The organism is Pseudomonas sp. Q11 (assembly GCF_024494355.1).
GTDB classification, from domain to species: Bacteria; Pseudomonadota; Gammaproteobacteria; order Pseudomonadales; family Pseudomonadaceae; genus Aquipseudomonas; species Aquipseudomonas hefeiensis.
Map to the genome: position 1 here is coordinate 108,642 of NZ_JAKNQY010000004.1, position 23,243 is coordinate 131,884.

Sequence of the window (23,243 nt, forward strand, 5' to 3'; positions counted from 1 at the left end):
TTTCAAGCAGAGAAACAATGTCTCAGCCTTTCAAGGCCGGATGTTCGCGCAACGCACGAACGGTAAAGTCAACAAAACTGCGTACTCGCGCCGGCGCCTTGCGCCCGCCCTGATACACCACATGGATCGGCAGGGGCGGCAGTTCGAAGTCAGCCAGAACGATCTCCAGTTCCCCGTTGGCAACGTTGCCCGCCACCTGATAAGACAGGACCCGAGTCAACCCCAACCCCTGACAGGCCGCCGTGATTGCGGCCTGGTTGGCCGTGACCACCAGTCTCGGCGCGGGCCGCACAGAGAGCGGTTGCCCTGCGTCGATGAACGCCCAGTTTCTGATCTGACCGGTGGCCGATGAGGCGACCACCGGCAGGTGCTCCAGATCCTGCGGGTGTGCGGGTCGGCCATGGCGAGCGAAGAGTTCAGGGGAACCGCAAACCACCCGTCGCACTTCACCAACACGCACCGCGTGCTGGTTGCTGTCGGGCAACTCGCCAATGCGTACGGCGACGTCTATGCCCTCCTCGACCATGCTGACGATACGGTCCAGCAATAAGGCATTGATGCCCACCTCGGGAAATTGCTGCAGGTAATCGACCAGCACCGGCGTGACAAATAACTGGCCGAACAGCACCGGGGCAGTAATCGTCAATTGCCCCCGGGGCTGGGCGTGACTGCCGACCGCTGAATCCTCGGCTTCCTGCAAATCAGCCAGAATTCGGCGGCAGTCCTCGAGAAAGCGCTGACCCGCTTCGCTCAGGTATACGTTGCGGGTAGTGCGCACCAGCAAGGGCGTACCGATGCGTTGCTCCAACGCCGCCACCGCGCGCGTGACGCTGGCCGCCGACAAGCCCAGGCGCCGCGCCGCCGCCGAAAAACCGGAGTCCTGGGCTACGGCGACAAAAACCTGCATTTCCTGAAACCTGTCCATTTAGCCCCCGATGAGAAACCCTGATACAAGTTGGCTGCGCACCTCAAATCAGCGCAGCCCCGCCATTGTAGGGGCCGCGCCAGCGAACCACAGCGCAACGCAACCGGGCACTGGAACATCGACCCGATCAATTGCGGCTATGCTTGGTACCATCGAGCATACTTTCATGACAACTTAATGACTCGAACCATGACGTAGATCTTGTGGGAGCGGGCTTGCTCGCTCCCACAGGTTGCGTGCCTGACTGGCGTCCATCGGAAGGCCCTTTTGTGACTGTTTTGTACCGCGGCTTCACCCCTCTCATCGCCCTGACCGGATGTGTATTGATCATCCCCATGGGCCTGCGTCTCGCGCTGGGATGGTCCGACCCGCTGGGCTATCTGTCGGACCTGGGCACTGGCGGACTGCTGATTGCCCTGCTTTACCGTCGCCCCTGGTGGCTGGCGCTACCTGTGTTGCTGGCCTGGAGCGTGTTGACGCTGGCCAACATCGAGCTGGTCAGCGCAGTCGGGCGCATGCCCACCCCCTCGGACATCCAGTACCTGATCGACCCGCAATTCGTCGAAAACTCCACCAGCGGCGGGTTCGCCCACCCTTGGCTGGCAGCGGTCCAGCTGATAGCGCTGGCCGTTTGGCTGATGGTGCAATGGGTCAGCCGGCCGGATCCGGCGCCGCGCTTGCCACGCCACGCCTGGGCGCTACCGGTAGTGCTTCTGCTGAGCCACAGCGTGGTGCAATCCTGGCGGCCCAGTGAGGCAGACCAATGGAACCTGTTCAATCTTCCCCACCAACTCGTCACGGCGGCGGTTGCCGCCGGGCAGGATCGGACCCAGCAATGGCTTGAAGATGATGCAGTGGTTCAAAGCCCGTCCATGGAGGGTCTTACCCGGCTTGATCTTGACGGTCAAAAAATCCTGCCTGCCCCGGGCCGGGCACGCAACGTCCTGATCATCACCCTGGAAGGCGTTCCCGGCGCCTATGTGGGCGTCAACCGTCAGGCCCTGAAAAGCAGCTATCAGGAAGACCTGATGCCGCACCTCAGTGCCTGGGCCCAACGCGGCATGAATACACCCGATTACGTCCTGCACAATCATCAGACCATTCGTGGCCTGTATTCGATGTTGTGTGGCGACTACGACAAATTCGACGACGGCACGCCCAAAGGCGTCGAGATGCTGAACCTGACCCGGCGCAACCAGGCCTGCCTGCCGGCCCAGTTGCGCCGGAACGGGTTCTCTACGCATTTCCTGCAAGGTGCTGGCCTGCGGTTCATGGCCAAGGACCGGGTCATGCCGCACATCGGCTTCGACACGACCCTGGGCATGGACTGGTTCACCAAGCCTTCCTATCTGGAGTTCCCTTGGGGCAAGGACGACAAGACATTCTTCGAAGGCGCGCTGGATTACGTCGGGCAACTGCAACAGGCAAAGAAGCCCTGGATGCTTACGCTGCTGACGGTGGGCACGCACCAGCCCTACTCAGCGCCGGATGACTACCTGCAACGCTACGACACCACCAAGCAGGCGGCTGTAGGTTACCTGGATGACGCGCTGGAAAGCTTCATGTCGGGGCTGGAACGCCAAGGCGTGCTGAAAGACACCCTGGTGATCATCACCTCGGACGAATCCCACGGCGTCGACGATGTGCGCCTGGCGTCATCCTGGGGTTTCAACCTGACATTGGCGCCGGAGCCATTGCCCCGGGTCAAGTCGGGGGTCTACGGTCATGTGGACCTGAGCGCCTCGGTCCTCGATTACTTCGGTTTCAAAGTCCCCAAGTCACTGTCCGGTCGCTCGTTGTTCAGGGACTACGCAACGGGCCGGGAAATCATGTCATTCACCAACGGCAAGCTGCGCTATCACGACGGCAAGGGTACTTTCACCGAGTGCGATTTTCTGCAACGTTGTCGCTACTACACCAGTGAAGGTTTCATCACGGACCGCGCCACTTACGGCGGACAATACAGCGGTCAACGTGCCAGGTTGATCAGCGCGCGGGCCACGGCCCTGGACCGCACCCTGCTCCGTACACCGCTCAATCAGCATTATCAGTTTGGCAGCACCGATAAAATCCCGCTTCCGGCCCAGATCACCAACGATTGGACCGACAACCTGATCGGCGCCCAGTACCTGGAGATGCCCAAGGGCTCACAGACCCGTGTCAGCCTGACCATCCGCGCCCTAGGGCCGGACAATGCAGCCTACATTTCCCTCAAGGCCAAAGAGTTCGAGCAGGACGTCGCGATGGACCTGCTAACAGAAGTGGCGGTGACGCCCGAACGGCCGCTGGTGATGAACATTCGTTTCGATAACCCGCAACCCCGCAAGGCCTTCTCTTTCCATCTGCTGGGGCACGGGGTGGGCGCCATCGAAATCAGTGACTTCAGCGTCGTGACCGAACTGCCGGAGCAGACGGAGCCGTCGGATTACCTGAACGTCGTCCAGGAAGACAGTGATGCCCAGTCCAGTTGAATGAAATCGCGCAGCCCATGACCAACGCCGCGCCTTACATCGTCCTGGGCTGAATTGATCAATGAAGCAGACTAACCCAGCAACCGATGGAGCTTGGCGTACTGCAACAGCATGATGGTCTTGCCGTCGCAGATATCGCCGGTTTCGATCATGCCCAGCGCCTTGTCGAGAGACATCTCCAACACCTCGATTTCCTCGCCCTCAGCTTCCAGCCCGCCGCCCTCATGCTGTTTATCCTCGTCGAAGTATTCGCCGACGAAAAAATGCACGCGCTCTGTCACCGACCCCGGGCTCATGAATGCCTCGAACACCTTGCGTACATCCTGGACGATATAGCCGGTTTCCTCTTGGGTTTCCTTGCGGATGCAGGTGTGCGGATCGTCGTTATCCAGCAGACCGGCACAGGTTTCGATCAACAGACCTTCGTGACCATTGACGAAGGCCGGGAAGCGGAACTGCCGGGTCAGCACCACGGTTTGCTTGGCCTTGCTGTACAGCAGGATGGTCGCGCCGTTGCCACGATCGTAAGTCTCGCGGGCCAGTTCGCGCCATTGGCCATCGCGGCCGAGGTAGTCGTAGGTGGTTTTGCGCAGCACGTACCAGTCGTCCGAGAGCACTTCGACTTTCTTGATGCGCACGCGATCTTTGGTGTTTGCCTGTGTCATTCAGCCGTTCCATGTCCAGTGTCTGAAAGCGGCAGAGCGGCGGTAAAGGCCGACGGCCTGCCATGATTGAGGCAGGCTAGCAGAGGCCGGATCGATCACTCCAGCCCGGAGGCAAACACCTTGCCGGGGTTCATCAACCCGGCCGGATCCAGCGTGCGCTTGATGGCACGCATCAACTCGATCTCCAGCGGATCCTTGAAATGGGCCGCCGCTTCCGGCTTGGCTTGCCCCAGGCCATGTTCGGCACTGATGCTGCCATTGAAAGCGCTCGTCATCTGGTAGATGACCTGCATGATCGCTTGTTCCTGGGCCTTGAACGGAGCATCGGCATGGCCCAGCGGCTTGCTGATGTTGTAGTGCAGGTTGCCATCACCCATGTGACCGTAAGAAACAATGCGTACGCCGGGAAACTTCTGTTGCAAGGCGCTATCGGCACGCTCGATGAACGCCGGGATCTGGCTGACGGGCACGCTGATGTCATGCTTGAGGCTCGGACCTTCATGATTCTGCGCCTCGGAAATACCTTCGCGCAGAGCCCACAATGCCGCGGCTTGCGTCTGATTGCTGGCGATCACGGCATCGATCACCCACCCGGCCTCAAAAGCATGGCCCAAGCCGCTTTCAAGCAACGAGTCCAAAGGCGCGTCGGGCACCGTGTCGCGCAATTCAATCAAGGCGTACCACGGGTGCGGCCCTTGCAAGGGGTCACTGCAACCGGCCACATGGTCCAGGACGAACTCAAGGCTCTGACGCGACATCATCTCAAAGCCTGTCAGACGGTCCGCACACAGGCTGCGAACATGGCCGATCAGGTCCACGGCCGCCTGCGGCGAGGGCAGTGCGACCCAAGCGGTTGCCGTGCTATGGGTGGCCGGAAACAACTTGAGCACCGCCGCCGTGATAATCCCAAGCGTGCCTTCCGAGCCAATGAATAAATGCTTGAGGTCGTAGCCGGTGTTGTCTTTGCGCAAGCCTCGCAAGCCGTGCCAGACCCGTCCATCCGGCAATACCACCTCAAGCCCCAGAGTCAGCTCACGCATGTTGCCGTAACGCAGCACGGCCGTACCGCCGGCATTGGTGGCCAGATTGCCGCCCACCGTGCAACTGCCTTCGGCCCCCAGTGACAGTGGGAACAAGCGACCGGCCTGGCTGGCGGCTTCTTGCAACTGCTGCAGAATCACCCCAGCCTCGACCGTAATGGTTTCATTGGCCAGGTCAATCTCGCGGATGCGCTTCATCCGGGTCAGGGACAACACCACCTGGCGGCCGGACGAATCCGGGATCGAGCCGCCACACAATCCGGTATTGCCGCCCTGCGGCACCAAGGCAACTCGAGCGTCATGGCAGAGCCGCACCACCGCGGCCACTTCTTCGGTTGTGGCCGGGCGCACCACCAGTGCGGCGCGGCCTTGATAAGCGTTACGCCAGTCAGTCAGGTAGCTGTGCATAAGTTCAGGATCACGCACCAGCCCCGCCGCACCGACCACTTGCTCGATGCTTTGGATCAACGTGTCCCAGACCGTAGGGGCGAGATCGGCCGGAGGGAGAGGATTGGGGTTTTGCATGACTGTCTCCGGGCGTTTTGAATACGGCTGCTGCAGCGCACATCGTGCGTTGCAGCAGTGGAAGCGACCGAGTGAGGTGAACTAGCTGCGCATCAGCTCGATGGCGGCACTTTTCTTGTGACGGATCACCGTCACCAAGTGCCAGGAGACAGACGCCGCTGCCAGGGCCAGGAAGACCGCCGAGATCGGCGTGGTCAGGAAGCCGCTGAAGTTGCCATCCGAGAGCATCAGACCGCGACGCAGGTTGGTTTCAGCCATGGGCCCGAGGATGAAGCCAATGATGAAAGGCGCAATCGGCAAGCCGCCCTTGACGAAACCATAGCCCAGCAGGCCGAACAGCAGCACCGCCCAGACGTCGAAGATCCGGCTGTTCAGGCCGAACGCACCGACTACGCAGAGCACCAGGATGATCGGCAACAGGATGTGCTTGGGCACCGCCAGCAACTTGATGAAGATGCGCAGTCCGTAGAACTCCAGCACCAACATCAGCAACGAGGCCAGGATCAGCGCGGCAAAGATGGTGTAGACCAGCGATCCCTGACTGATGAACAACAGGGGCCCAGGCTGGATGCCGTGAATCATGAAGCCGCCGAGCATCACCGCGGTGGTGGTGTCGCCCGGAATACCCAGGGTCAGCAGCGGAATCATCGCACCACCAATACCGGCGTTGTTTGCGGTTTCACTGGCAACCACGCCTTCGATGGAGCCTTTACCGAATTCTTCCGGGTGCTTTGAACGCTTTTTTGCCGCGATGTAGGAAACAATGTTCGAGGTGCCAGCACCGATGCCCGGCAGGATCCCGATGCCCAGGCCAATGAACGACGAGCGGGTCGCGTTCGGCAGTTGGCTGATGAACTCCTTGATTGAAAAACCAAAGCCCTTGACGCCCTTCATGCTGATGTTCTGCGGCTTGGCACGGTGACTTGAGCGGGCGCTCTCGGCGAATTTCAGCACTTCGGCGACCGCAAACATGCCGATCATGACGGTAAGCATGGCGAAGCCGCCGTTCAGGCTCGGCAGATCGAACGTGAAACGCCGGATGGCTTCGACCGGGGCAATCCCGACGGTTGAAAAGGCAAAGCCCAAGGCGCCGGCGAACAGTCCTTTGACCAGCGAACCGGTGGACAGTGTGGCAATCAGGGTTAGCGAGAAAACGGCAATGGAGAAGTATTCATGCGGGCCGAAACTCAAAGCCACGTCAGCCAGGATCGGGGCGATAAACATCAACGCCGCAATGCTGAAAATCGTGCCGAGGAACGAGAACACCACGCCAATGCCCAGGGCTTTGACGCCCTGGCCCTTTTTCATCATCGGCGAACCATCGAACGTAGTAGCGATGGACGCCGGCGTACCCGGTATGTTGAGCAATATCGCTGAAATCAACCCTCCCGAGGTGGCGCCGACAAACAGGGCAACCAGCAGTGACAGACCTGTTGCCGGGCCCATCGAGTAGGTCAGCGGCAAGCACAGGGCGATGGCCATGGTGGCCGAAAGGCCGGGCACCGCACCAAAGACGATCCCCACAGCAACGCCGAGGGTGATCAGGACAAATACATAGGGCGTGAATACGGCACCAAAGCCTTGTTGCAGGAGCTCAATCATCACCGTCCCCTAGAAATCCAATAGACCGGCGGGCAGCAGCAAATCGAAGCCCTCACGGAAGATCACAAAAATCAAACCCGCTGAAACGACCGCGATCACGGCATAAAGCCCGTGCTTGACCTTCTGATCCGCGGGGGTCAACACAATGAATTGGGCGTAGAGGTAAAGCGTGGTCATGATCACGAAACCGACAATTTGCAGCAGCGCGGTGAAGAGCGTCACCAGAGCGATGGATTTGATAACGGTCGGGTAATCGATCGACTCAGCGGCTTCGTCAGGCTCGACAGGTTCGGCACGTTGCTGGGGCAGTTTTCTCCAGGCCAGCAATTGCAACACACCCAACAGGCAAAGCGCGCCGGAGAGAATCCAGGGTACGAAAGCGGCGTCGACGAAACTGCGGCGCGGCAGGTTTGCGGTCAACAGCAGGTACGCCACACCAGCACCGAGCATCGCCAGGCCGGCGAACAATTCATTTCTTTTGTAGGTATCCATACAGGATCCTCTTTCACTTGAAGGGCCGAGCAAATGGGCGCTTACCAATACGGTAAGCGCCCCATCCTGTTTCCCAGGATTTACTTGGCTTTACGCATCTCGTCCTTGAACTGCATGAAGTCGTCACGGGTCTTGGTCAGCGTAGCAATGGCTTCTTCGGTGCCCTGGAAGCTGACAGGCTGCTTGAAGGATTTCTTCAGCTCTTCAGCGTATTCAGGTTCTTCGGTGATTTTCTTCATGGTGTCGGCCATTTTCTTGACGATGGCCGGGTCTGTGCCTTTCGGGAAAGCCACGATGTAAGGCTTGTCCAGGATCAGATTCACACCTTGCTCCTTGAACGTCTTGACGTCACCCAGCAGCGCGTTGCGCTCTGCGTTAGGCTGCCCCAGAGCGGTCATCTTGCCACTGGCAATGTAGTCCTGGACCGAACCATAGCTGATAGCACCCAGGTCGATGCGCTTGCCCAGCAAGGCCACCACTTTTTCCGAAACGGTGCCGCTGTCGACCATTTTCAGTTTGACGCCAGCCAGCTTCTCGAACATCAACCCTTGCAGGTGCGAGAAGTTACCCATCTCGGTGCCGTAGGTGATGGTGCCTGGCTTGGCCTTGGCCTGTGAAATCAACTGATCGAGGGTGTCGATGCCCGAGCTTTTGGCAGAGACGAACACCGCGCCTTTATCGACGCCAGCGATGCAGGAGACATCAAACGCATCAAAACGATCTTCCGACAACCCTGCCACTTCGTTAACGATCATCTGACCGGTGTGGGTAAACAAAATGGTGTTGCCATCTGGCGCTGCGCTCTTGACCGCGTCAGCGGCAATGGTGCCGCCCCCGCCGGCCATGTTGGTGACGACCATGGACTTGCCAGTGAGCTTGGTGAAGTACTTGGCCATCATCCGCGCATTGAAGTCGGTATCACCGCCGGCGTTGGCAATGACCACCACCTGTACCGGGCGTGTCGGCCAGTCGCTCGCATCAGCGGCAACGGCCGCTCCGGCGGTGAGGCTCAAGAAGGAAGCGACGAGAGAGGCGCATAGTGTTTTTCTCATTATTGTTCTCCAGAGATGCTGCCGTAGAAGGTGTTGGTGGGGAGTTGGGTGTGGGTGTCGCGAGGATGAATCGGGCGTACTACCAACCCGCGCGCAGCGCCAATGCCAGACTGGAGCGCGGCAGGAGGGGAACGATGCAAGGAATTTAGTTGAGTCGAACAAGTATGGCTGTCTGAAAAGCCATGGAACGCTTGGCTGGGATGCAGAAGCGGGAAGATATGCACCCTTCTACGTTTATGCAGAAAGGGCAGAGAGCGATGCTGATGAGCCGTCGGAGCGATTGGCATAGCAGGGCCTGCGTTGCTTTATTATTTTATGTCATACGTTGTCGTACGACTTGGCCGATTATCGTCACCTAAAATAATTTTTGTCAACGCGGATATTTGCTGAACCAGCGAGAGAGAGGCGACATCGCCTCATGTTTACGCTTATGAGGAGAAATGCGGGGGTGAAGATCGGACGAGTGGCGCTCAGTGTTGCCGCTCAGGAGCCGGGTTCCGAATGGCGGCAACCGGTGACACCAGGGTGCAGAGGAGATGAAACCACCTCCGCCGCGACCCTGGCTGCCAGGGCTTACTCCACTGTCACAGACTTTGCCAGGTTACGCGGTTGGTCGACGTCAGTGCCCTTGAGTACGGCGACATAGTACGACAACAACTGCAGCGGGATCGTGTAGAGAATTGGCGACAGGATGTCGTGGATGTGCGGCATGTGCACCACGTGAGTACCTTCACCATTGGTCATGCCGGCCTTCTCGTCGGCAAAGACAATCAGCTGGCCGCCACGGGCGCGCACTTCCTGCAGGTTGGACTTGAGCTTCTCCAGCAGCTCGTTGTTCGGCGCCACGGTGACCACGGGCATATCGTTATCCACCAGGGCCAGCGGGCCGTGCTTGAGTTCACCGGCCGGATAGGCTTCAGCGTGGATGTAGGAAATTTCCTTGAGCTTCAGGGCGCCTTCCATCGCCACCGGGAATTGCGCGCCACGTCCCAGGAACAGGGTGTGGTTCTTCTCGGCGAACAACTCGGCGATTTTTTCCACGGTGCTGTCCATCGCCAGGGCTTCGCCCAGACGGGTCGGCAGGCGGCGTAATTCTTCCACCAGTTTTGCTTCGACGCCCTCACCCAGGGTGCCGCGCACCTGGCCCAAGGACAGGGTCAGGAGCAATAAGCCCACCAACTGCGTGGTGAACGCCTTGGTCGAAGCGACGCCGATCTCACGGCCGGCCTGGGTCAGGAGGGTCAGGTCGGATTCGCGCACCAAGGAGCTGATGCCCACGTTGCAGATCGCCAGGCTGGCGAGGAAACCCAGCTCCTTCGCGTTGCGCAGGGCGGCCAGGGTATCGGCGGTTTCGCCAGACTGGGAAATGGTGACGAACAGGGTGTCGGGTTGCACCACCACTTTGCGGTAACGGAATTCGCTGGCGACTTCGACCTGGCACGGAATACCGGCCAACTCTTCCAGCCAGTAACGAGCCACCATACCGGCGTGGTAGCTGGTGCCACAGGCAACGATTTGCACGTTGCGAACCTTGGCGAACAGCTCGGCGGCCTGTGGACCGAACGCCTGGACCAGCACCTGGTTCTGGCTCATGCGGCCTTCCAGGGTGCGTTGCACCACAGCCGGTTGTTCGTGGATTTCCTTGAGCATGAAGTGGCGGAATTCGCCCTTGTCAGCGGCCTCGGCACCGTCGCGGTATTGAACGGTCTCGCGCTCCACGGCGTTGCCGTCGATGTCCCAGATCTGCACGCTGTCGCGGCGAATTTCGGCGATATCGCCTTCTTCAAGGTACATGAAGCGGTCGGTGACCTGACGCAGCGCCAACTGATCGGAAGCCAGGAAATTCTCCCCCAGGCCCAGACCGATCACCAACGGGCTACCACTGCGGGCCGCAACCAGCCGATCCGGCTGCTCGGCGCTGATCACCGCCAAGCCATAGGCGCCGTGCAGTTCCTTGACGGTGGCCTTGAGGGCCGTGGTCAGGTCCATCAGCTCCTTGAGCTTGTGATTGAGCAGGTGGGCAATGACTTCGGTGTCAGTGTCGGAAGTGAACACATAGCCGAGTGCCTTGAGTTGCTCACGTAGCGCTTCGTGATTCTCGATAATGCCGTTGTGCACGACCGCCAGGTTGTCGGAGAAATGTGGGTGGGCGTTACGCTCGCACGGCGCGCCATGAGTGGCCCAGCGGGTGTGAGCGATGCCCAGGCGCCCCACCAGCGGCTCGGCGTCCAGCGCTTGCTCCAGCTCACTGACCTTACCTGGGCGTCGCATGCGCTCAAGCTTCTCGTCATTGGTAAACACCGCCACACCGGCGCTGTCATAACCGCGGTATTCGAGGCGCTTGAGGCCTTCGAGCAAGATTGCAGTGATGTTGCGTTCAGCAACGGCGCCGACAATTCCACACATGCTATTTCTCCTGGCTGACAGACGCGCAGATCACATTGATCCCACGGGCCTGAATCTGATCGCGGGCCTCCACGGGCAGGCGATCATCGGTAATAAGGGTATGGACGCTGCTCCACGGCAGTTCCAGGTTGGGAATCTTGCGGCCGATCTTGTCGGCCTCCACCATCACGATCACTTCGCGGGCAACCTCAGCCATCACACGGCTCAGGCCCAGCAGTTCGTTAAAGGTGGTGGTGCCTCGGACCAGATCGATGCCGTCGGCACCGATGAACAACTGGTCGAAATCATAGGAACGCAGGACCTGCTCAGCGACCTGGCCCTGGAACGACTCGGAATGAGGATCCCAGGTGCCGCCGGTCATCAACAGCACCGGCTCATGCTCCAGCTCGCTCAGGGCGCTGGCGACGTGCAGGGAATTGGTCATCACCACCAACCCCGGCTGCAGACCGAGCTGAGGAATCATCGCCGCGGTGGTGCTGCCGCTGTCGATGATAATCCGCGCATGTTCGCGGACCCGCTTCACAGCGGCCTGGGCAATGGCTTGTTTGTATTTGGAAACGGCTTGCCCGTTATCAGCAACCAACTCCTGCGGCATGGGGACCGCGCCACCGTAGCGACGCAGCAGCAAGCCATTGGTTTCCAGGGCGGCGAGATCCTTGCGAATCGTAACTTCCGAGGTTTCGAAGCGCTTGGCCAACTTATCCACACTGACTTCGCCCTGCTCTTGAAGCAAGGCAAGGATGTTGTGGCGGCGCTGTGGTGTGTTGCGCTTGGACATATGGATAAGTTTCGATTCGAAAGATAACGTAACTAATCAAAACCTATTGAAGCGATATCGTCAAGGCGCCGGGAGAAAAATTCAGAAATCCGCTCATAAATGTGGGAGCGGGCTTGCTCGCGAATGGGCCAGATCAGGCAATACAGCTTTACCTGACAGACCGCTTTCGCGAGCAAGCCCGCTCCCACAAGGAACTGTGGATAACTTCAGGGCTTCTTGATTTTCTCCGGGCGCTTCCAGCCATCGATATTGCGCTGCCGCGCACGGGCCACAGCCAGTTGGGACTTATCCACATCCTGATTGATGGTTGACCCTGCTGCGGTGTTTGATCCATCACCGATGGTCACCGGCGCAACCAGCGAATTATTGGAGCCGATGAACACATCCTCACCAATGGTCGTCCGGTACTTATTGGCGCCGTCGTAATTACAGGTGATGGTACCGGCGCCAATGTTAGTACGTGCGCCGATTTCAGCGTCACCCAGGTAGGTCAGGTGACCGGCCTTGGCGCCTTCGCCCATATGGGCATTCTTGAGCTCGACGAAGTTACCCACATGGGCGCGGGCTTCCAGCACGGTACCCGGCCGCAGGCGAGCAAATGGGCCGGCGTCGCTGCTTTCGCCCATCACGGCGCCTTCGAGGTGACTGTTGGCCTTGATCACCACGCCTTTGCGCAGGGTGCTGTCCTTGATCACACAGTTCGGACCGATGACCACGTCGTCCTCGATGATGACCTTGCCTTCGAGGATAACGTTGATGTCGATGACCACATCGCGGCCGACGCTGACTTCACCGCGCACATCGAAACGAGCCGGGTCGCGCAAAGTCACGCCCTGGGCCATCAGGCGGCGGGCGGCGCGCAATTGATAATGGCGCTCCAGTTCGGCCAGTTGCCGGCGATCGTTGGCGCCCTGCACTTCCATGGCGTCCAGCGGCTGCTCGGTGGCGACCATTAGCCCATCGCTGACCGCCATGGCAATCACGTCGGTCAGGTAGTACTCACCCTGGGCATTGTTGTTCGACAAGCGACTCATCCAGTCACCCAGGCGCTCAGCCGGTACGGCCAGAATCCCGGTGTTGCCTTCAGTGATCGCGCGCTGGGCTTCGTTGGCGTCCTTTTGTTCGACGATGGCGGTCACTTGGCCGTCGGCGTTACGCACGATACGGCCATAACCGGTGGGGTCGTCCAGCTCGACGGTCAGCAGGCCCAACTGTTGTGGAGCAACATGCTTGAGCAGGCGCTGCAAGGTGTCGACTTCGATCAGCGGCACGTCGCCGTAGAGAATCAGTACTGTCTCGGCGGTAATAAATGGCACGGCCTGGGCCACCGCATGGCCGGTCCCCAGTTGTTTATCCTGCAGGACAAAATTAAGGTCATCCGCCGCCAAGCGCTCACGCACAGCATCCGCCCCGTGGCCGATCACCACGTGAATGCGCTGTGGATCAAGTTGCCGGGCGCTGTGGATAACATGACCGAGCATGGAGTTGCCGGCCACCGGGTGCAAGACCTTGGGCAGCGCCGAACGCATGCGAGTGCCTTGACCCGCCGCGAGGATAACGATTTCGAGAGACATGACTGGCTACCAATCCTGGGTGGTCAGCGGCTGCGACCAGATGATGAGTGTCGGGAAAAGAAAAAAGGGTAGCCGAGGCTACCCTTTTTAATCAATCACACAAAAAGCGGACGGCTTAGCCGCCGAACTTCTTGCGGATCTGCTGGACGGTGCGCAGCTGGGCTGCGGCCTCGGCCAGACGTGCAGCAGCAGAGCCGTAATCGAACTCGGCGCCGCGCTCATGCAAGGCCTTCTCAGCAGCCTTGACGGCTTCCTGAGCGGAGGCTTCGTCCAGGTCGGCAGCACGTTGCACGGTGTCGGCAAGGACCTTGACCATGTTCGGCTGAACCTCGAGGAAACCACCGGAGATGTAAAACACCTCGGCTTCCCCGCCCTGCTTGATCAAGCGGATCGGACCTGGTTTCAGATTAGTGATCAGCGGTGCGTGACCCAGAGCGATACCAAGATCACCCAGCTCACCATGCGCAACCACCATCTCGACCAGACCAGAGAAAATTTCCCCTTCCGCACTGACGATATCGCAATGGACTGTCATAGCCATCTGATTGCCTCAACCTAAATTAGCGCCCGTTGCCGGGCGCCGGGATTACAGTTTCTTGGCTTTCTCGATCGCTTCTTCGATGCCGCCGACCATGTAGAACGCTTGTTCTGGCAGGTGGTCGTAGTCACCGTTGAGGATGCCTTTGAAGCCAGCAATGGTGTCTTTCAGGGAAACGTATTTACCCGAGGCACCGGTGAAGACTTCAGCCACGAAGAACGGCTGCGACAAGAAGCGCTGGATCTTACGAGCGCGGGATACCAACTGCTTGTCGGTTTCCGACAGCTCGTCCATACCCAGGATCGCAATGATGTCCTTCAGCTCTTTGTAGCGCTGCAGCACGTACTGAACGCCGCGAGCGGTGTCGTAGTGCTCCTGGCCGATCACGTTCGGGTCCAGCTGACGCGAAGTCGAGTCCAGTGGGTCTACCGCTGGGTAGATACCCAGGGAAGCGATGTCACGAGACAGAACGACGGTGGCGTCCAAGTGGGCGAAGGTGGTCGCTGGCGACGGGTCGGTCAAGTCATCCGCAGGTACGTATACCGCTTGGATCGAAGTGATCGAACCTTCCTTGGTCGAAGTGATGCGCTCTTGCAGCACGCCCATCTCTTCAGCCAGGGTCGGCTGGTAACCTACTGCCGAAGGCATACGGCCCAGCAGTGCGGATACTTCAGTACCGGCCAGGGTGTAACGGTAGATGTTGTCAACGAACAACAGTACGTCGTTACCTTCGTCACGGAACTTCTCGGCCATGGTCAGGCCGGTCAGGGCTACGCGCAGACGGTTTCCCGGCGGCTCGTTCATCTGACCGTAAACCAGGGCCACTTTGTCCAGAACGTTGGAATCCTTCATCTCGTGGTAGAAGTCGTTACCCTCACGAGTACGCTCACCCACACCGGCGAACACGGAATAACCGCTGTGCTCGATGGCGATGTTACGGATCAGTTCCATCATGTTTACGGTCTTGCCCACACCGGCACCACCGAACAGACCGACTTTACCGCCCTTGGCGAACGGGCAAACCAGGTCGATAACCTTGATGCCGGTTTCCAGCAGGTCGTTGCCGCCTGCCTGTTCAGCGAAGGATGGCGCAGGACGGTGAATGCCCCAGCGCTCTTCGGTGTCGATCGGGCCAGCTTCGTCGATCGGGTTGCCCAGTACGTCCATGATCCGGCCCAGGGTCGCTTTACCGACCGGTACGGAGATGGCAGCGCCAGAGTCGAGAACATCCAGACCGCGCTTCAAGCCTTCGGTGGAGCCCATCGCAATGGTACGTACCACGCCGTCGCCCAGCTGCTGCTGAACTTCCAGAGTGGTTTCCGCGCCTTGTACTTTCAGCGCGTTGTAGATGCTCGGTACGCTGTCGCGTGGAAATTCCACGTCGATAACGGCGCCGATGATTTGAACGATACGTCCGCTACTCATAGCTGGATCCTCTGAATATTTGAACCGTTAAACCGCGGCAGCGCCGCCGACGATTTCCGAGATCTCTTGGGTGATCGCAGCCTGACGCGCCTTGTTGTAGATCAGTTGCAAATCACTGATCAGATCACCGGCGTTGTCGGTAGCGTTCTTCATCGCGATCATCCGCGCCGCTTGTTCAGCTGCGTTGTTCTCGACCACCGCCTGGTAAACCTGCGACTCCACGTAGCGGACCATCAAGCCGTCAAGCAGCTCTTTGGCATCCGGTTCGTAGAGGTAGTCCCAGTGGTGCTTGAGTTCCTGTTCCGGGGTCGCCACCAGTGGAATCAACTGCTCCACGGTAGGCTGTTGCGTCATGGTGTTGATGAACTTGTTGGATACCACGGACAGGCGGTCAATACGGCCTTCCAGGTAAGCATCCAGCATCACCTTGACGCTGCCGATCAGATCATTGATCGACGGCTCTTCACCCAGGTGGCTGATAGCAGCGACGACGTTACCGCCGAAGTTGCGGAAAAAAGCCGCACCCTTGCTACCAATCACGCACAGATCGATCTCGACGCCTTGTTCACGGTTTACAGCCATGTCCTTGACCAGGGCCTTGAACAGGTTGGTGTTCAAGCCACCGCACAGACCACGGTCACTGCTCACCACAACGTAACCGACGCGCTTGATGGCGCGGTCGATCATGAACGGGTGGCGATATTCCGGGTTGGCGTTGGCCAGATGACCAATTACCTGGCGGATGCGCTCCGCGTAGGGACGGCTAGCAGCCATGCGCATTTGTGCCTTGCGCATTTTGCTGACCGCCACTTTTTCCATGGCGCTGGTAATCTTTTGCGTGCTTTTGATGCTCGCAATCTTACTGCGAATCTCTTTTGCGCCTGCCATGTAACACCTATCAGGTTAGCAAGCGGGAGCCTTGCGACTCCCGCTGCGGCTTACCAGGTTTGGGTGGCCTTGAACTTCTCGATACCGGCTTTCATGCCAGCGTCGATTTCGTCATTGAAGTCACCCTTCACGTTGATCTTCGCCATCAAATCGGCGTGATCGCGGTTGAAGTAAGCAATCAGCGCTTGTTCAAAGCTGCCGACCTTGGCGATTTCGACGTCAGTCAGGAACCCACGTTCAGCGGCATACAGCGACAACGCCATGTCAGCGATCGACATCGGAGCGTATTGCTTCTGCTTCATCAGCTCGGTAACGCGCTGACCATGCTCAAGTTGCTTACGGGTCGCTTCGTCCAGGTCAGACGCGAATTGGGCGAATGCCGCCAGTTCACGGTACTGAGCCAGAGCGGTACGGATACCACCGGAGAGCTTCTTGATGATCTTGGTCTGAGCGGCACCACCCACACGGGATACCGAAACACCGGCGTTCACAGCAGGACGGATCCCGGAGTTGAACATGGCCGATTCCAGGAAGATCTGACCGTCGGTGATGGAAATCACGTTGGTCGGAACGAACGCGGAAACGTCGCCAGCCTGGGTTTCGATGATCGGCAGTGCGGTCAGGGAACCGGTTTTGCCGGTCACTGCGCCGTTGGTGAACTTCTCTACGTACTCTTCCGAAACGCGGGATGCGCGCTCCAGCAGACGGGAGTGGAGATAGAACACGTCGCCTGGGTAAGCTTCACGGCCTGGTGGACGGCGCAGCAGCAGGGAGATCTGGCGGTAAGCCACTGCCTGCTTGGACAGATCGTCATAAACGATCAGCGCGTCTTCACCGCGGTCGCGGAAGTATTCGCCCATGGTGCAACCGGAGTACGGTGCCAGGAACTGCAGCGCAGGAGATTCCGAAGCACTGGCAGCCACGATGATCGTGTTGGCCAGGGCGCCGTTTTCTTCCAGCTTGCGAACCACGTTGGCGATGGTCGATTGCTTCTGACCGATTGCCACGTAGACGCAGAAAATGCCGCTGTTCTTCTGGTTGATGATCGCGTCGATCGCCAGAGCGGTTTTACCGATCTGACGGTCACCGATGATCAGCTCACGCTGGCCACGGCCGACAGGGATCATGGCATCGACAGCCTTGTAGCCAGTCTGTACAGGCTGGTCTACCGACTTACGCCAGATCACGCCTGGAGCAACTTTCTCGACCGCATCGGTCTCGGTGTTGTTCAGCGGACCTTTACCGTCAACAGGGTTACCCAGTGCGTCGACTACGCGACCCAGCAGTTCCTTACCCACCGGAACTTCGAGGATGCGGCCGGTGCACTTGGCGCTCATGCCTTCGGCCAGCGACTGGTAAGCACCCAATACAACGGCACCTACGGAGTCTTGCTCCAGGTTGAGAGCCATACCGAAGACGCCGCCCGGAAACTCGATCATTTCGCCGTACATGACGTCGGCCAGACCGTGAATCCGCACGATACCGTCAGACACGCTGACGACAGTGCCTTCGTTACGGGCTTGGGAGGTCACATCGAGCTTGTCGATGCGGCCCTTGATAATTTCACTTATTTCGGAAGGATTGAGTTGCTGCATTGCTCTGCTGCCCCTTCAAACTCAAGATTTCAATGCTTCGGCAAGTTTCGCGATTTTGCCGCGAATCGAGCCATCGATAACCAGGTCACCGGCGCGGATAACGACACCACCAATCAAGGCAGGGTCTTCCGTAACGTCCAGACGCACTTCCCGGTTGAGTCGTGCACTGAGAACCTTGGCGAGTTTGTCTTGCTGATCTTGGTTCAATGCAAAAGCACTGGTCACTTCCACGTCTACCGACTTCTCTTGCTCGGCCTTGTACAGGTCGAACAATGCGGCGATCTCCGGCAGAAGCGGGAGACGGTCGTTTTCGGCAACGACGTGGATGAAATTCTGTGCCTTGGCATCGAACTTGTCGCCGCACACGTCAATAAACGTGGCGGCCTTTTCTGCGCTCGTCAGTCGCGGGGCCTTGAGCACGCGCTGCATGGTGTCGTCTTGCGACACCGCTGCAGCCAGGCCGAGCATGGCTGACCAATTGGCCAGTTGCTGGTGGGCCTGAGCGTGCTCGAAGGCCGCCTTAGCGTAAGGTCGGGCCAACGTGGTCAGTTCTGCCATGATCGCCCTCGCTTAAATTTCAGCAGCCAGTTTGTTTACCAGCTCTGCGTGCGCGTTTTGATCGATTGTGGCACCCAGGATCTTCGAAGCACCGCCAACAGCCAGGGCACCCACTTGGGCACGCAGGGCGTCTTTGACGCTGTTGAGTTCCTGTTCGATCTCGGCTTGAGCCTGAGCCTTCACACGGTCAGCTTCGACGCGAGCCTGTTCACGGGCTTCGTCGACAATCTGGGTACCGCGTTTCTTGGCTTGCTCGATGATTTCAGCTGCCTGAGCTTTCGCTTCGCGCAGTTGCTGACCCACTTTCTCATGGGCCAACTCCAGGTCGCGAGCTGCTCGGCTGGCAGCGTCCAGACCATCTGCGATCTTCTTTTGACGTTCGTGCAATGCCGCAATGACCGGAGGCCATACGAACTTCATGCAGAACAGTACAAAAATCAGGAACGCAACGGACTGGCCAATCAGGGTCGCATTAATGTTCACGCCAACACCTCGCAGTTACGTTGTCCATCACACCAATCTACTCGAAACATCCGAGTAATCAGCCAGCGATTTGACCAACGAACGGGTTCGCAAAGGTGAAGAACAGAGCGATACCAACACCGATCATGGTCACGGCGTCGAGCAGACCAGCCACGATGAACATTTTAACTTGCAGCATTGGAACCATTTCTGGCTGACGCGCGGCGCCTTCCAGGAACTTGCCGCCCAGCAGGCCGAAACCAATTGCGGTACCCAGTGCGCCCAGGCCGATCAACAGTGCAACAGCGATAGCGGTTAGACCAACTACAGTTTCCATCTTTCCTCCCGACTTTTACGTCGTATGGTTTAGGTTTTTTAGATTAAAGCGGTAAAACAAATCGTTTCATCAAGCCCGTTCGGGCCCCTTCCCGTGTGACCGGGAAGGACATCAGACTAGTCGAGACTGGCCTTAATGGTTTTCTTCGTGCGCCATCGACAGGTAGACGATGGTCAGCATCATGAAGATGAACGCCTGCAGGGTGATGATCAGGATGTGGAACACAGCCCACGCCCACTGCAGAACTACACCCAGGCCGCTGAGCCAGAGCAGACCGCTACCGAACATCACGGCGATCAGGATGAACACCAGCTCGCCGGCATACATGTTGCCGAACAGACGCAGGGCCAGGGAGATCGGTTTGGCGATCAGGGTCACGAATTCCAGCAGGAAGTTCACCGGGATCAGCAGGGCCTGAACGAAAATGTTCTTGCTGCCGAACGGGTGCAGGGTCAGTTCGCCGATGAAGCCGCCGATGCCCTTGACCTTGATACTATAGAAAATGATCAGAGCGAACACCGACAGGGCCATGCCCAGGGTGGCGTTCGGGTCGGTGGTCGATACCGCACGGAACGGAATGTGCGAATCACCGGAGATCAGGATGGCCAACTGAGGAATCCAGTCGACCGGGATCAGGTCGACGGCGTTCATCAGGAACACCCAGACGAAGATGGTCAGTGCCAGCGGTGCGATCACCGGGCTACGGCCATGGAAGCTGTCTTTCACGCTGCCATCGACGAATTCGACCAATACTTCAACGAAGTTCTGCAGTGCACCAGGTTGACCGGAAGTCGCCTTCTTCGCCGCCATGCGGAAAAGAAGCACGAAGACCAGACCCAGTGCGACCGACCAGCCGAGGGTATCGACGTGGAAAGCCCAGAAGCCCATTTCCTTGGCTTCTGCTGCGGTGTGAGCAAAGCCCCAGCCGCCATTGGGTAGCTGCCCGAAGGTCAGGTTCTGCAAGTGGTGCTGGATATAGCCCGAAGCGGTTGTCTCTGCCATGGTTGCCTCAAACGCCCTAAGGTCTCGAAAGTCTTGTTCTCATTAGCAGGGGAGCGAACCAGCTAACCAGTTGGGTCAGCACGAAGACGCTGAATACAGCCAGCGGCGCCAGTGGCTTCACACCTGCGAACGTCAATGCAAACAGCACTGCCGTCAAAATCAGTTTCCCCGCCTCACCGGCATAAAAAGACCGGACGATGGCTTGGGCTGCTCGGGCGCCGGAAAACCGAAATGCCCTGTGAGCGAAATAAATATTGGGAAGCAAGGCTATCAGGCCTCCGCAAAGCCCTGAGTATCCGGCGACGACTCCCTTCCATTGCCAGAGCGCCAAAGCGGCGATCAGTACAACGACGAATTGGGTCATCAACACCGGGAAAACAGCCAGACGATGGAACGGCAAGCGGTTTGGCGTGCGTGTTTCCATCGCTTTTGCTCTCCAATGATCGGCCGCCATAATTCAATAACTTGGCATAATTTGTGCCGACAAAATGCGCGCAGAGTATAGGGGCGGTTCTGCCCCTATTCAACTGCCAGGTAGTGATTTCCGACTGCACGCTACAAGAGCAATTGTTTCAGCGAATGTGCGCAAGGACACCTTGCAGCTCATCTAGGGAGTTATAGCCGATCACCAATTGCCCTTTGCCCTTCTTGCCGTGGCGAATCTGCACCGCAGAGCCTAGCCGCTCGGCCAGGCGCTGCTCCAGGCGTGCGATGTCCGGATCGGTTTTCGGTGCTTCGACAGGTGCCGGTTTACCACTGAGCCACTGACGAACCAATGCCTCGGTCTGGCGCACGGTCAGACCGCGTGCGACAACGTGTCGCGCCCCTTCAACCTGTTGATTTTCCGGCAAACCGAGCAATGCCCGGGCGTGGCCCATTTCCAGATCGCCATGGGACAGCATGGTCTTGATGACTTCCGGCAACGCAATCAGGCGCAACAGGTTGGCCACGGTCACGCGGGACTTGCCCACCGCCTCGGCGACTTGCTGCTGAGTCAGCTGGAACTCCTGCTGCAAACGCTGCAGGGCCACCGCCTCTTCGATCGGATTGAGGTCTTCGCGCTGGATATTCTCGATCAGCGCCATGGCGATGGCGGTTTCATCCGGTACATCGCGGACCATCGCCGGTATGGTTTCCTGACCAGCCTGCTGGCTGGCGCGCCAGCGGCGTTCGCCGGCGATGATCTCGAAGCGACCATTGGCGACCGGCCGAACCACGATCGGCTGCATCACGCCCTGGCTCTTGATCGACTGGGCCAGCTCTTCCAGCGCCTGCGGGTCCATGTCCCGACGCGGCTGATACTTGCCGCGCTGGATCAGGTCCAGGGGCAAGTGTTGCAACTCGCGCTGATCGACTTGCACGGCCTGCTCTTCCAGCGAACTGACAGTGGGGCCACTGAGCAGTGCATCCAGTCCACGTCCGAGACCTCGTTTCTTGACGGCCATGGGGTTTCCTTAAGTTGGCTGGGCAGCAGCGGTGCGTGGGTTTCGGCGCTGACGGCGAACCATCTCGCCCGCCAGGGCCAGATAGGCCAGCGCGCCCCGGGATTGTTTGTCGTAGGCCAGGGCCGGCATGCCGTAGCTCGGCGCTTCGGCCAAACGGATGTTACGCGGAATGACCGTGTCGTAGAGCTGCTCGCCGAAGTGTTCCTTGAGCTGGGCCGATACATCGTTCATCAGGCTCAGGCGCGGGTCATACATGGTCCGCAGCAGGCCCTCGACTTTCAGGTCCGGGTTCAGCAGCTCGGCGATGCGCTTGATGTTATCCACAAGGTCGCTCAGCCCTTCGAGGGCGAAGTACTCGCACTGCATGGGGATAATTACCCCATCAGCGGCCACCAGGGCGTTGAGCGTCAGCATCGAAAGCGACGGCGGGCAGTCGATCAGGATGTAATCGTAATTTTCCCGAATCGGCGCCAAGGCGCTGCGCAGACGGCTTTCCTTCATCTGCATTTCCAGCAGGACCACTTCGGCCGCCGTCAGGTCACGGTTGGCCGGCAGCAGTTGATAACCGCCGTGTTCGGAGAAATGCATGGCCTGGCCCAGATCGCATTCGCCGATCAGGACATCGTAAATGGAGTTTTCCAGGCCATGTTTATCCACACCGCTACCCATGGTGGCGTTGCCCTGTGGATCGAGATCGATCAGCAACACCCGGCGCTTGGTCGCGACCAGGGATGCTGCGAGGTTGATACAGGTGGTGGTTTTACCCACACCACCCTTCTGGTTCGCTATCGCGAATACCTTAGCCATTGTTGCTTGTATTCCCAATCATGCCGTGCGGCGCAGTATCAGCAGATGGCGTTGGCCTTGGCAACCGGGTACGGCCAGGGCGTGTTCGCTATCGAGGTGGAAGTCTGTCGGCAATGCTACCAGCTCATCGGCCGGATGAACGCCCTTCATTGCCAGCCAGCGCGTATCGGCATCGCCCAGGTGGCGAGTCCAGTTGCTGAAGTTTTCCATGCTGCTGAATGCCCGGGAGATGATCCCGTTGAAAGGCTGGGCAGGCTGGAACGCTTCGACACGGCTGTGGATAACTTGCAGGTTATCCAGTTTGAGTTCGAGTTTGACCTGGGTCAGGAAGCGGGTTTTCTTGCCATTGCTGTCCAGGCAGGTCACTTGCGAGTCCGGAAACAGGATCGCCAGCGGGATTCCCGGCATGCCACCGCCACTGCCGACATCGAGCCAGCGGCCGTCTTCGATGAAGGACATGACGCTGAGGCTGTCGAGCAGATGGCGCGAGACCATTTCATCCGGATCGCGCACGGCGGTCAGGTTGTAGGCCTTGTTCCATTTGATCAACAGGGCCAGATAGCCCAGCAGTTGCGCGTGCTGGGCCTCGGTCAGGCTGACGCCGAGCTGACGGGCACCTGTGGATAACTCTTCGGCGTGTTGCGAGGTGACCATCG

The 23,243-nt window shown here is 58.9% G+C and carries 22 protein-coding genes; 1 reads left to right on the top strand and 21 read right to left on the bottom strand.

Translation table 11 applies throughout. The features are described 5' to 3' along the window. Positions 1-22: 22 nt before the first annotated feature. Positions 23-925: a LysR family transcriptional regulator gene (locus tag MA884_RS06260; protein WP_256229579.1), complete on the bottom strand. Its 903-nt coding sequence runs from the start codon at positions 923-925 to the stop codon at positions 23-25. Between the two features lie 269 nt (positions 926-1,194). Between MA884_RS06260 and MA884_RS06265 the strand changes: the two genes are divergently transcribed. After that, the gene (locus MA884_RS06265; RefSeq protein ID WP_371134740.1) at positions 1,195-3,396 is read left to right on the top strand and encodes an LTA synthase family protein; all 2,202 of its coding nucleotides are present in this window, start codon (positions 1,195-1,197) and stop codon (positions 3,394-3,396) included. A 71-nt stretch (positions 3,397-3,467) separates the two neighbouring features. Here MA884_RS06265 and nudK read toward each other — a convergent pair whose 3' ends face one another. The 20 genes from nudK to rsmG all read right to left on the bottom strand — a co-directional run bounded on the left by nudK (position 3,468) and on the right by rsmG (position 23,241). After that, positions 3,468-4,061 (bottom strand): GDP-mannose pyrophosphatase NudK, encoded by a 594-nt coding sequence (nudK, locus tag MA884_RS06270; RefSeq protein ID WP_256229580.1) that lies wholly within the window; start codon positions 4,059-4,061, stop codon positions 3,468-3,470. Between the two features lie 95 nt (positions 4,062-4,156). Beyond that, entirely contained in the window at positions 4,157-5,626 is a 1,470-nt protein-coding gene (locus MA884_RS06275; protein WP_256229581.1) for an FAD-binding oxidoreductase, read from the bottom strand. A gap of 81 nt (positions 5,627-5,707) precedes the next feature. After that, positions 5,708-7,228 (bottom strand): tripartite tricarboxylate transporter permease, encoded by a 1,521-nt coding sequence (locus MA884_RS06280; protein WP_256229582.1) that lies wholly within the window; start codon positions 7,226-7,228, stop codon positions 5,708-5,710. A 9-nt stretch (positions 7,229-7,237) separates the two neighbouring features. Next, a complete protein-coding gene (locus MA884_RS06285) occupies positions 7,238-7,720 on the bottom strand; it encodes a tripartite tricarboxylate transporter TctB family protein (RefSeq protein ID WP_256229583.1) in 483 nt (160 codons plus the stop codon). Between the two features lie 80 nt (positions 7,721-7,800). Beyond that, on the bottom strand, positions 7,801-8,772 hold the full coding sequence (locus tag MA884_RS06290) for a tripartite tricarboxylate transporter substrate binding protein (protein WP_256229584.1): 972 nt from the start codon (positions 8,770-8,772) through the stop codon (positions 7,801-7,803). Positions 8,773-9,345: 573 nt separating this feature from the next. After that, on the bottom strand, positions 9,346-11,178 hold the full coding sequence (gene glmS, locus MA884_RS06295) for a glutamine--fructose-6-phosphate transaminase (isomerizing) (protein WP_256229585.1): 1,833 nt from the start codon (positions 11,176-11,178) through the stop codon (positions 9,346-9,348). A gap of 1 nt (position 11,179) precedes the next feature. Continuing rightward, complete coding sequence (locus tag MA884_RS06300) at positions 11,180-11,956, bottom strand: DeoR/GlpR family DNA-binding transcription regulator (RefSeq protein ID WP_256229586.1); 777 nt, start codon at positions 11,954-11,956, stop codon at positions 11,180-11,182. 206 nt (positions 11,957-12,162) lie between these two features. Next, complete coding sequence (gene glmU / locus MA884_RS06305; RefSeq protein WP_256229587.1) at positions 12,163-13,530, bottom strand: bifunctional UDP-N-acetylglucosamine diphosphorylase/glucosamine-1-phosphate N-acetyltransferase GlmU; 1,368 nt, start codon at positions 13,528-13,530, stop codon at positions 12,163-12,165. Between the two features lie 115 nt (positions 13,531-13,645). Continuing rightward, positions 13,646-14,071, bottom strand: coding sequence for a F0F1 ATP synthase subunit epsilon (locus MA884_RS06310; protein WP_256229588.1), 426 nt, complete (start codon positions 14,069-14,071; stop codon positions 13,646-13,648). Between the two features lie 45 nt (positions 14,072-14,116). Next, entirely contained in the window at positions 14,117-15,493 is a 1,377-nt protein-coding gene (gene atpD / locus MA884_RS06315) for a F0F1 ATP synthase subunit beta (RefSeq protein ID WP_256229589.1), read from the bottom strand. 27 nt (positions 15,494-15,520) lie between these two features. Continuing rightward, complete coding sequence (gene atpG, locus MA884_RS06320; protein WP_003207090.1) at positions 15,521-16,381, bottom strand: F0F1 ATP synthase subunit gamma; 861 nt, start codon at positions 16,379-16,381, stop codon at positions 15,521-15,523. A gap of 50 nt (positions 16,382-16,431) precedes the next feature. Continuing rightward, the gene (gene atpA / locus MA884_RS06325; protein ID WP_256229590.1) at positions 16,432-17,976 is read right to left on the bottom strand and encodes a F0F1 ATP synthase subunit alpha; all 1,545 of its coding nucleotides are present in this window, start codon (positions 17,974-17,976) and stop codon (positions 16,432-16,434) included. 21 nt (positions 17,977-17,997) lie between these two features. Continuing rightward, positions 17,998-18,534 carry a F0F1 ATP synthase subunit delta gene (locus tag MA884_RS06330; protein WP_256229591.1) on the bottom strand — a complete coding sequence of 179 codons (537 nt, stop codon included), beginning with the start codon at positions 18,532-18,534 and terminating at the stop codon, positions 17,998-18,000. Between the two features lie 12 nt (positions 18,535-18,546). After that, positions 18,547-19,017 (bottom strand): F0F1 ATP synthase subunit B, encoded by a 471-nt coding sequence (locus MA884_RS06335; RefSeq protein ID WP_047230097.1) that lies wholly within the window; start codon positions 19,015-19,017, stop codon positions 18,547-18,549. Between the two features lie 58 nt (positions 19,018-19,075). Then, a complete protein-coding gene (atpE, locus tag MA884_RS06340; protein ID WP_003097235.1) occupies positions 19,076-19,333 on the bottom strand; it encodes a F0F1 ATP synthase subunit C in 258 nt (85 codons plus the stop codon). Between the two features lie 132 nt (positions 19,334-19,465). Next, positions 19,466-20,335: a F0F1 ATP synthase subunit A gene (gene atpB / locus MA884_RS06345; RefSeq protein ID WP_256229592.1), complete on the bottom strand. Its 870-nt coding sequence runs from the start codon at positions 20,333-20,335 to the stop codon at positions 19,466-19,468. Positions 20,336-20,351: 16 nt separating this feature from the next. Continuing rightward, positions 20,352-20,759, bottom strand: a complete 408-nt coding sequence (locus MA884_RS06350) for a F0F1 ATP synthase subunit I (protein WP_047230099.1) — start codon at positions 20,757-20,759, stop codon at positions 20,352-20,354. Between the two features lie 148 nt (positions 20,760-20,907). Beyond that, positions 20,908-21,780: a ParB/RepB/Spo0J family partition protein gene (locus tag MA884_RS06355; protein ID WP_256229593.1), complete on the bottom strand. Its 873-nt coding sequence runs from the start codon at positions 21,778-21,780 to the stop codon at positions 20,908-20,910. A 9-nt stretch (positions 21,781-21,789) separates the two neighbouring features. Further along, on the bottom strand, positions 21,790-22,587 hold the full coding sequence (locus MA884_RS06360; RefSeq protein WP_003207100.1) for a ParA family protein: 798 nt from the start codon (positions 22,585-22,587) through the stop codon (positions 21,790-21,792). Between the two features lie 18 nt (positions 22,588-22,605). Continuing rightward, on the bottom strand, positions 22,606-23,241 hold the full coding sequence (gene rsmG / locus MA884_RS06365; protein WP_256229736.1) for a 16S rRNA (guanine(527)-N(7))-methyltransferase RsmG: 636 nt from the start codon (positions 23,239-23,241) through the stop codon (positions 22,606-22,608). Between the last annotated feature and the right edge of the window lie 2 nt (positions 23,242-23,243).

Excerpts from the sequence above, each read along its gene's own strand:
- MA884_RS06260 (WP_256229579.1), bottom strand. The coding sequence starts at position 925 with ATGGACAGGTTTCAGGAAATGCAGGTTTTTGTCGCCGTAGCCCAGGAC.
- nudK (WP_256229580.1), bottom strand. The coding sequence starts at position 4,061 with ATGACACAGGCAAACACCAAAGATCGCGTGCGCATCAAGAAAGTCGAA.
- MA884_RS06275 (WP_256229581.1), bottom strand. The coding sequence starts at position 5,626 with ATGCAAAACCCCAATCCTCTCCCTCCGGCCGATCTCGCCCCTACGGTC.
- MA884_RS06280 (WP_256229582.1), bottom strand. The coding sequence starts at position 7,228 with ATGATTGAGCTCCTGCAACAAGGCTTTGGTGCCGTATTCACGCCCTAT.
- MA884_RS06285 (WP_256229583.1), bottom strand. The coding sequence starts at position 7,720 with ATGGATACCTACAAAAGAAATGAATTGTTCGCCGGCCTGGCGATGCTC.
- MA884_RS06290 (WP_256229584.1), bottom strand. The coding sequence starts at position 8,772 with ATGAGAAAAACACTATGCGCCTCTCTCGTCGCTTCCTTCTTGAGCCTC.
- glmS (WP_256229585.1), bottom strand. The coding sequence starts at position 11,178 with ATGTGTGGAATTGTCGGCGCCGTTGCTGAACGCAACATCACTGCAATC.
- MA884_RS06300 (WP_256229586.1), bottom strand. The coding sequence starts at position 11,956 with ATGTCCAAGCGCAACACACCACAGCGCCGCCACAACATCCTTGCCTTG.
- glmU (WP_256229587.1), bottom strand. The coding sequence starts at position 13,530 with ATGTCTCTCGAAATCGTTATCCTCGCGGCGGGTCAAGGCACTCGCATG.
- MA884_RS06310 (WP_256229588.1), bottom strand. The coding sequence starts at position 14,071 with ATGGCTATGACAGTCCATTGCGATATCGTCAGTGCGGAAGGGGAAATT.
- atpD (WP_256229589.1), bottom strand. The coding sequence starts at position 15,493 with ATGAGTAGCGGACGTATCGTTCAAATCATCGGCGCCGTTATCGACGTG.
- atpG (WP_003207090.1), bottom strand. The coding sequence starts at position 16,381 with ATGGCAGGCGCAAAAGAGATTCGCAGTAAGATTGCGAGCATCAAAAGC.
- atpA (WP_256229590.1), bottom strand. The coding sequence starts at position 17,976 with ATGCAGCAACTCAATCCTTCCGAAATAAGTGAAATTATCAAGGGCCGC.
- MA884_RS06330 (WP_256229591.1), bottom strand. The coding sequence starts at position 18,534 with ATGGCAGAACTGACCACGTTGGCCCGACCTTACGCTAAGGCGGCCTTC.
- atpE (WP_003097235.1), bottom strand. The coding sequence starts at position 19,333 with ATGGAAACTGTAGTTGGTCTAACCGCTATCGCTGTTGCACTGTTGATC.
- atpB (WP_256229592.1), bottom strand. The coding sequence starts at position 20,335 with ATGGCAGAGACAACCGCTTCGGGCTATATCCAGCACCACTTGCAGAAC.
- MA884_RS06350 (WP_047230099.1), bottom strand. The coding sequence starts at position 20,759 with ATGGAAACACGCACGCCAAACCGCTTGCCGTTCCATCGTCTGGCTGTT.
- MA884_RS06355 (WP_256229593.1), bottom strand. The coding sequence starts at position 21,780 with ATGGCCGTCAAGAAACGAGGTCTCGGACGTGGACTGGATGCACTGCTC.
- MA884_RS06360 (WP_003207100.1), bottom strand. The coding sequence starts at position 22,587 with ATGGCTAAGGTATTCGCGATAGCGAACCAGAAGGGTGGTGTGGGTAAA.
- rsmG (WP_256229736.1), bottom strand. The coding sequence starts at position 23,241 with ATGGTCACCTCGCAACACGCCGAAGAGTTATCCACAGGTGCCCGTCAG.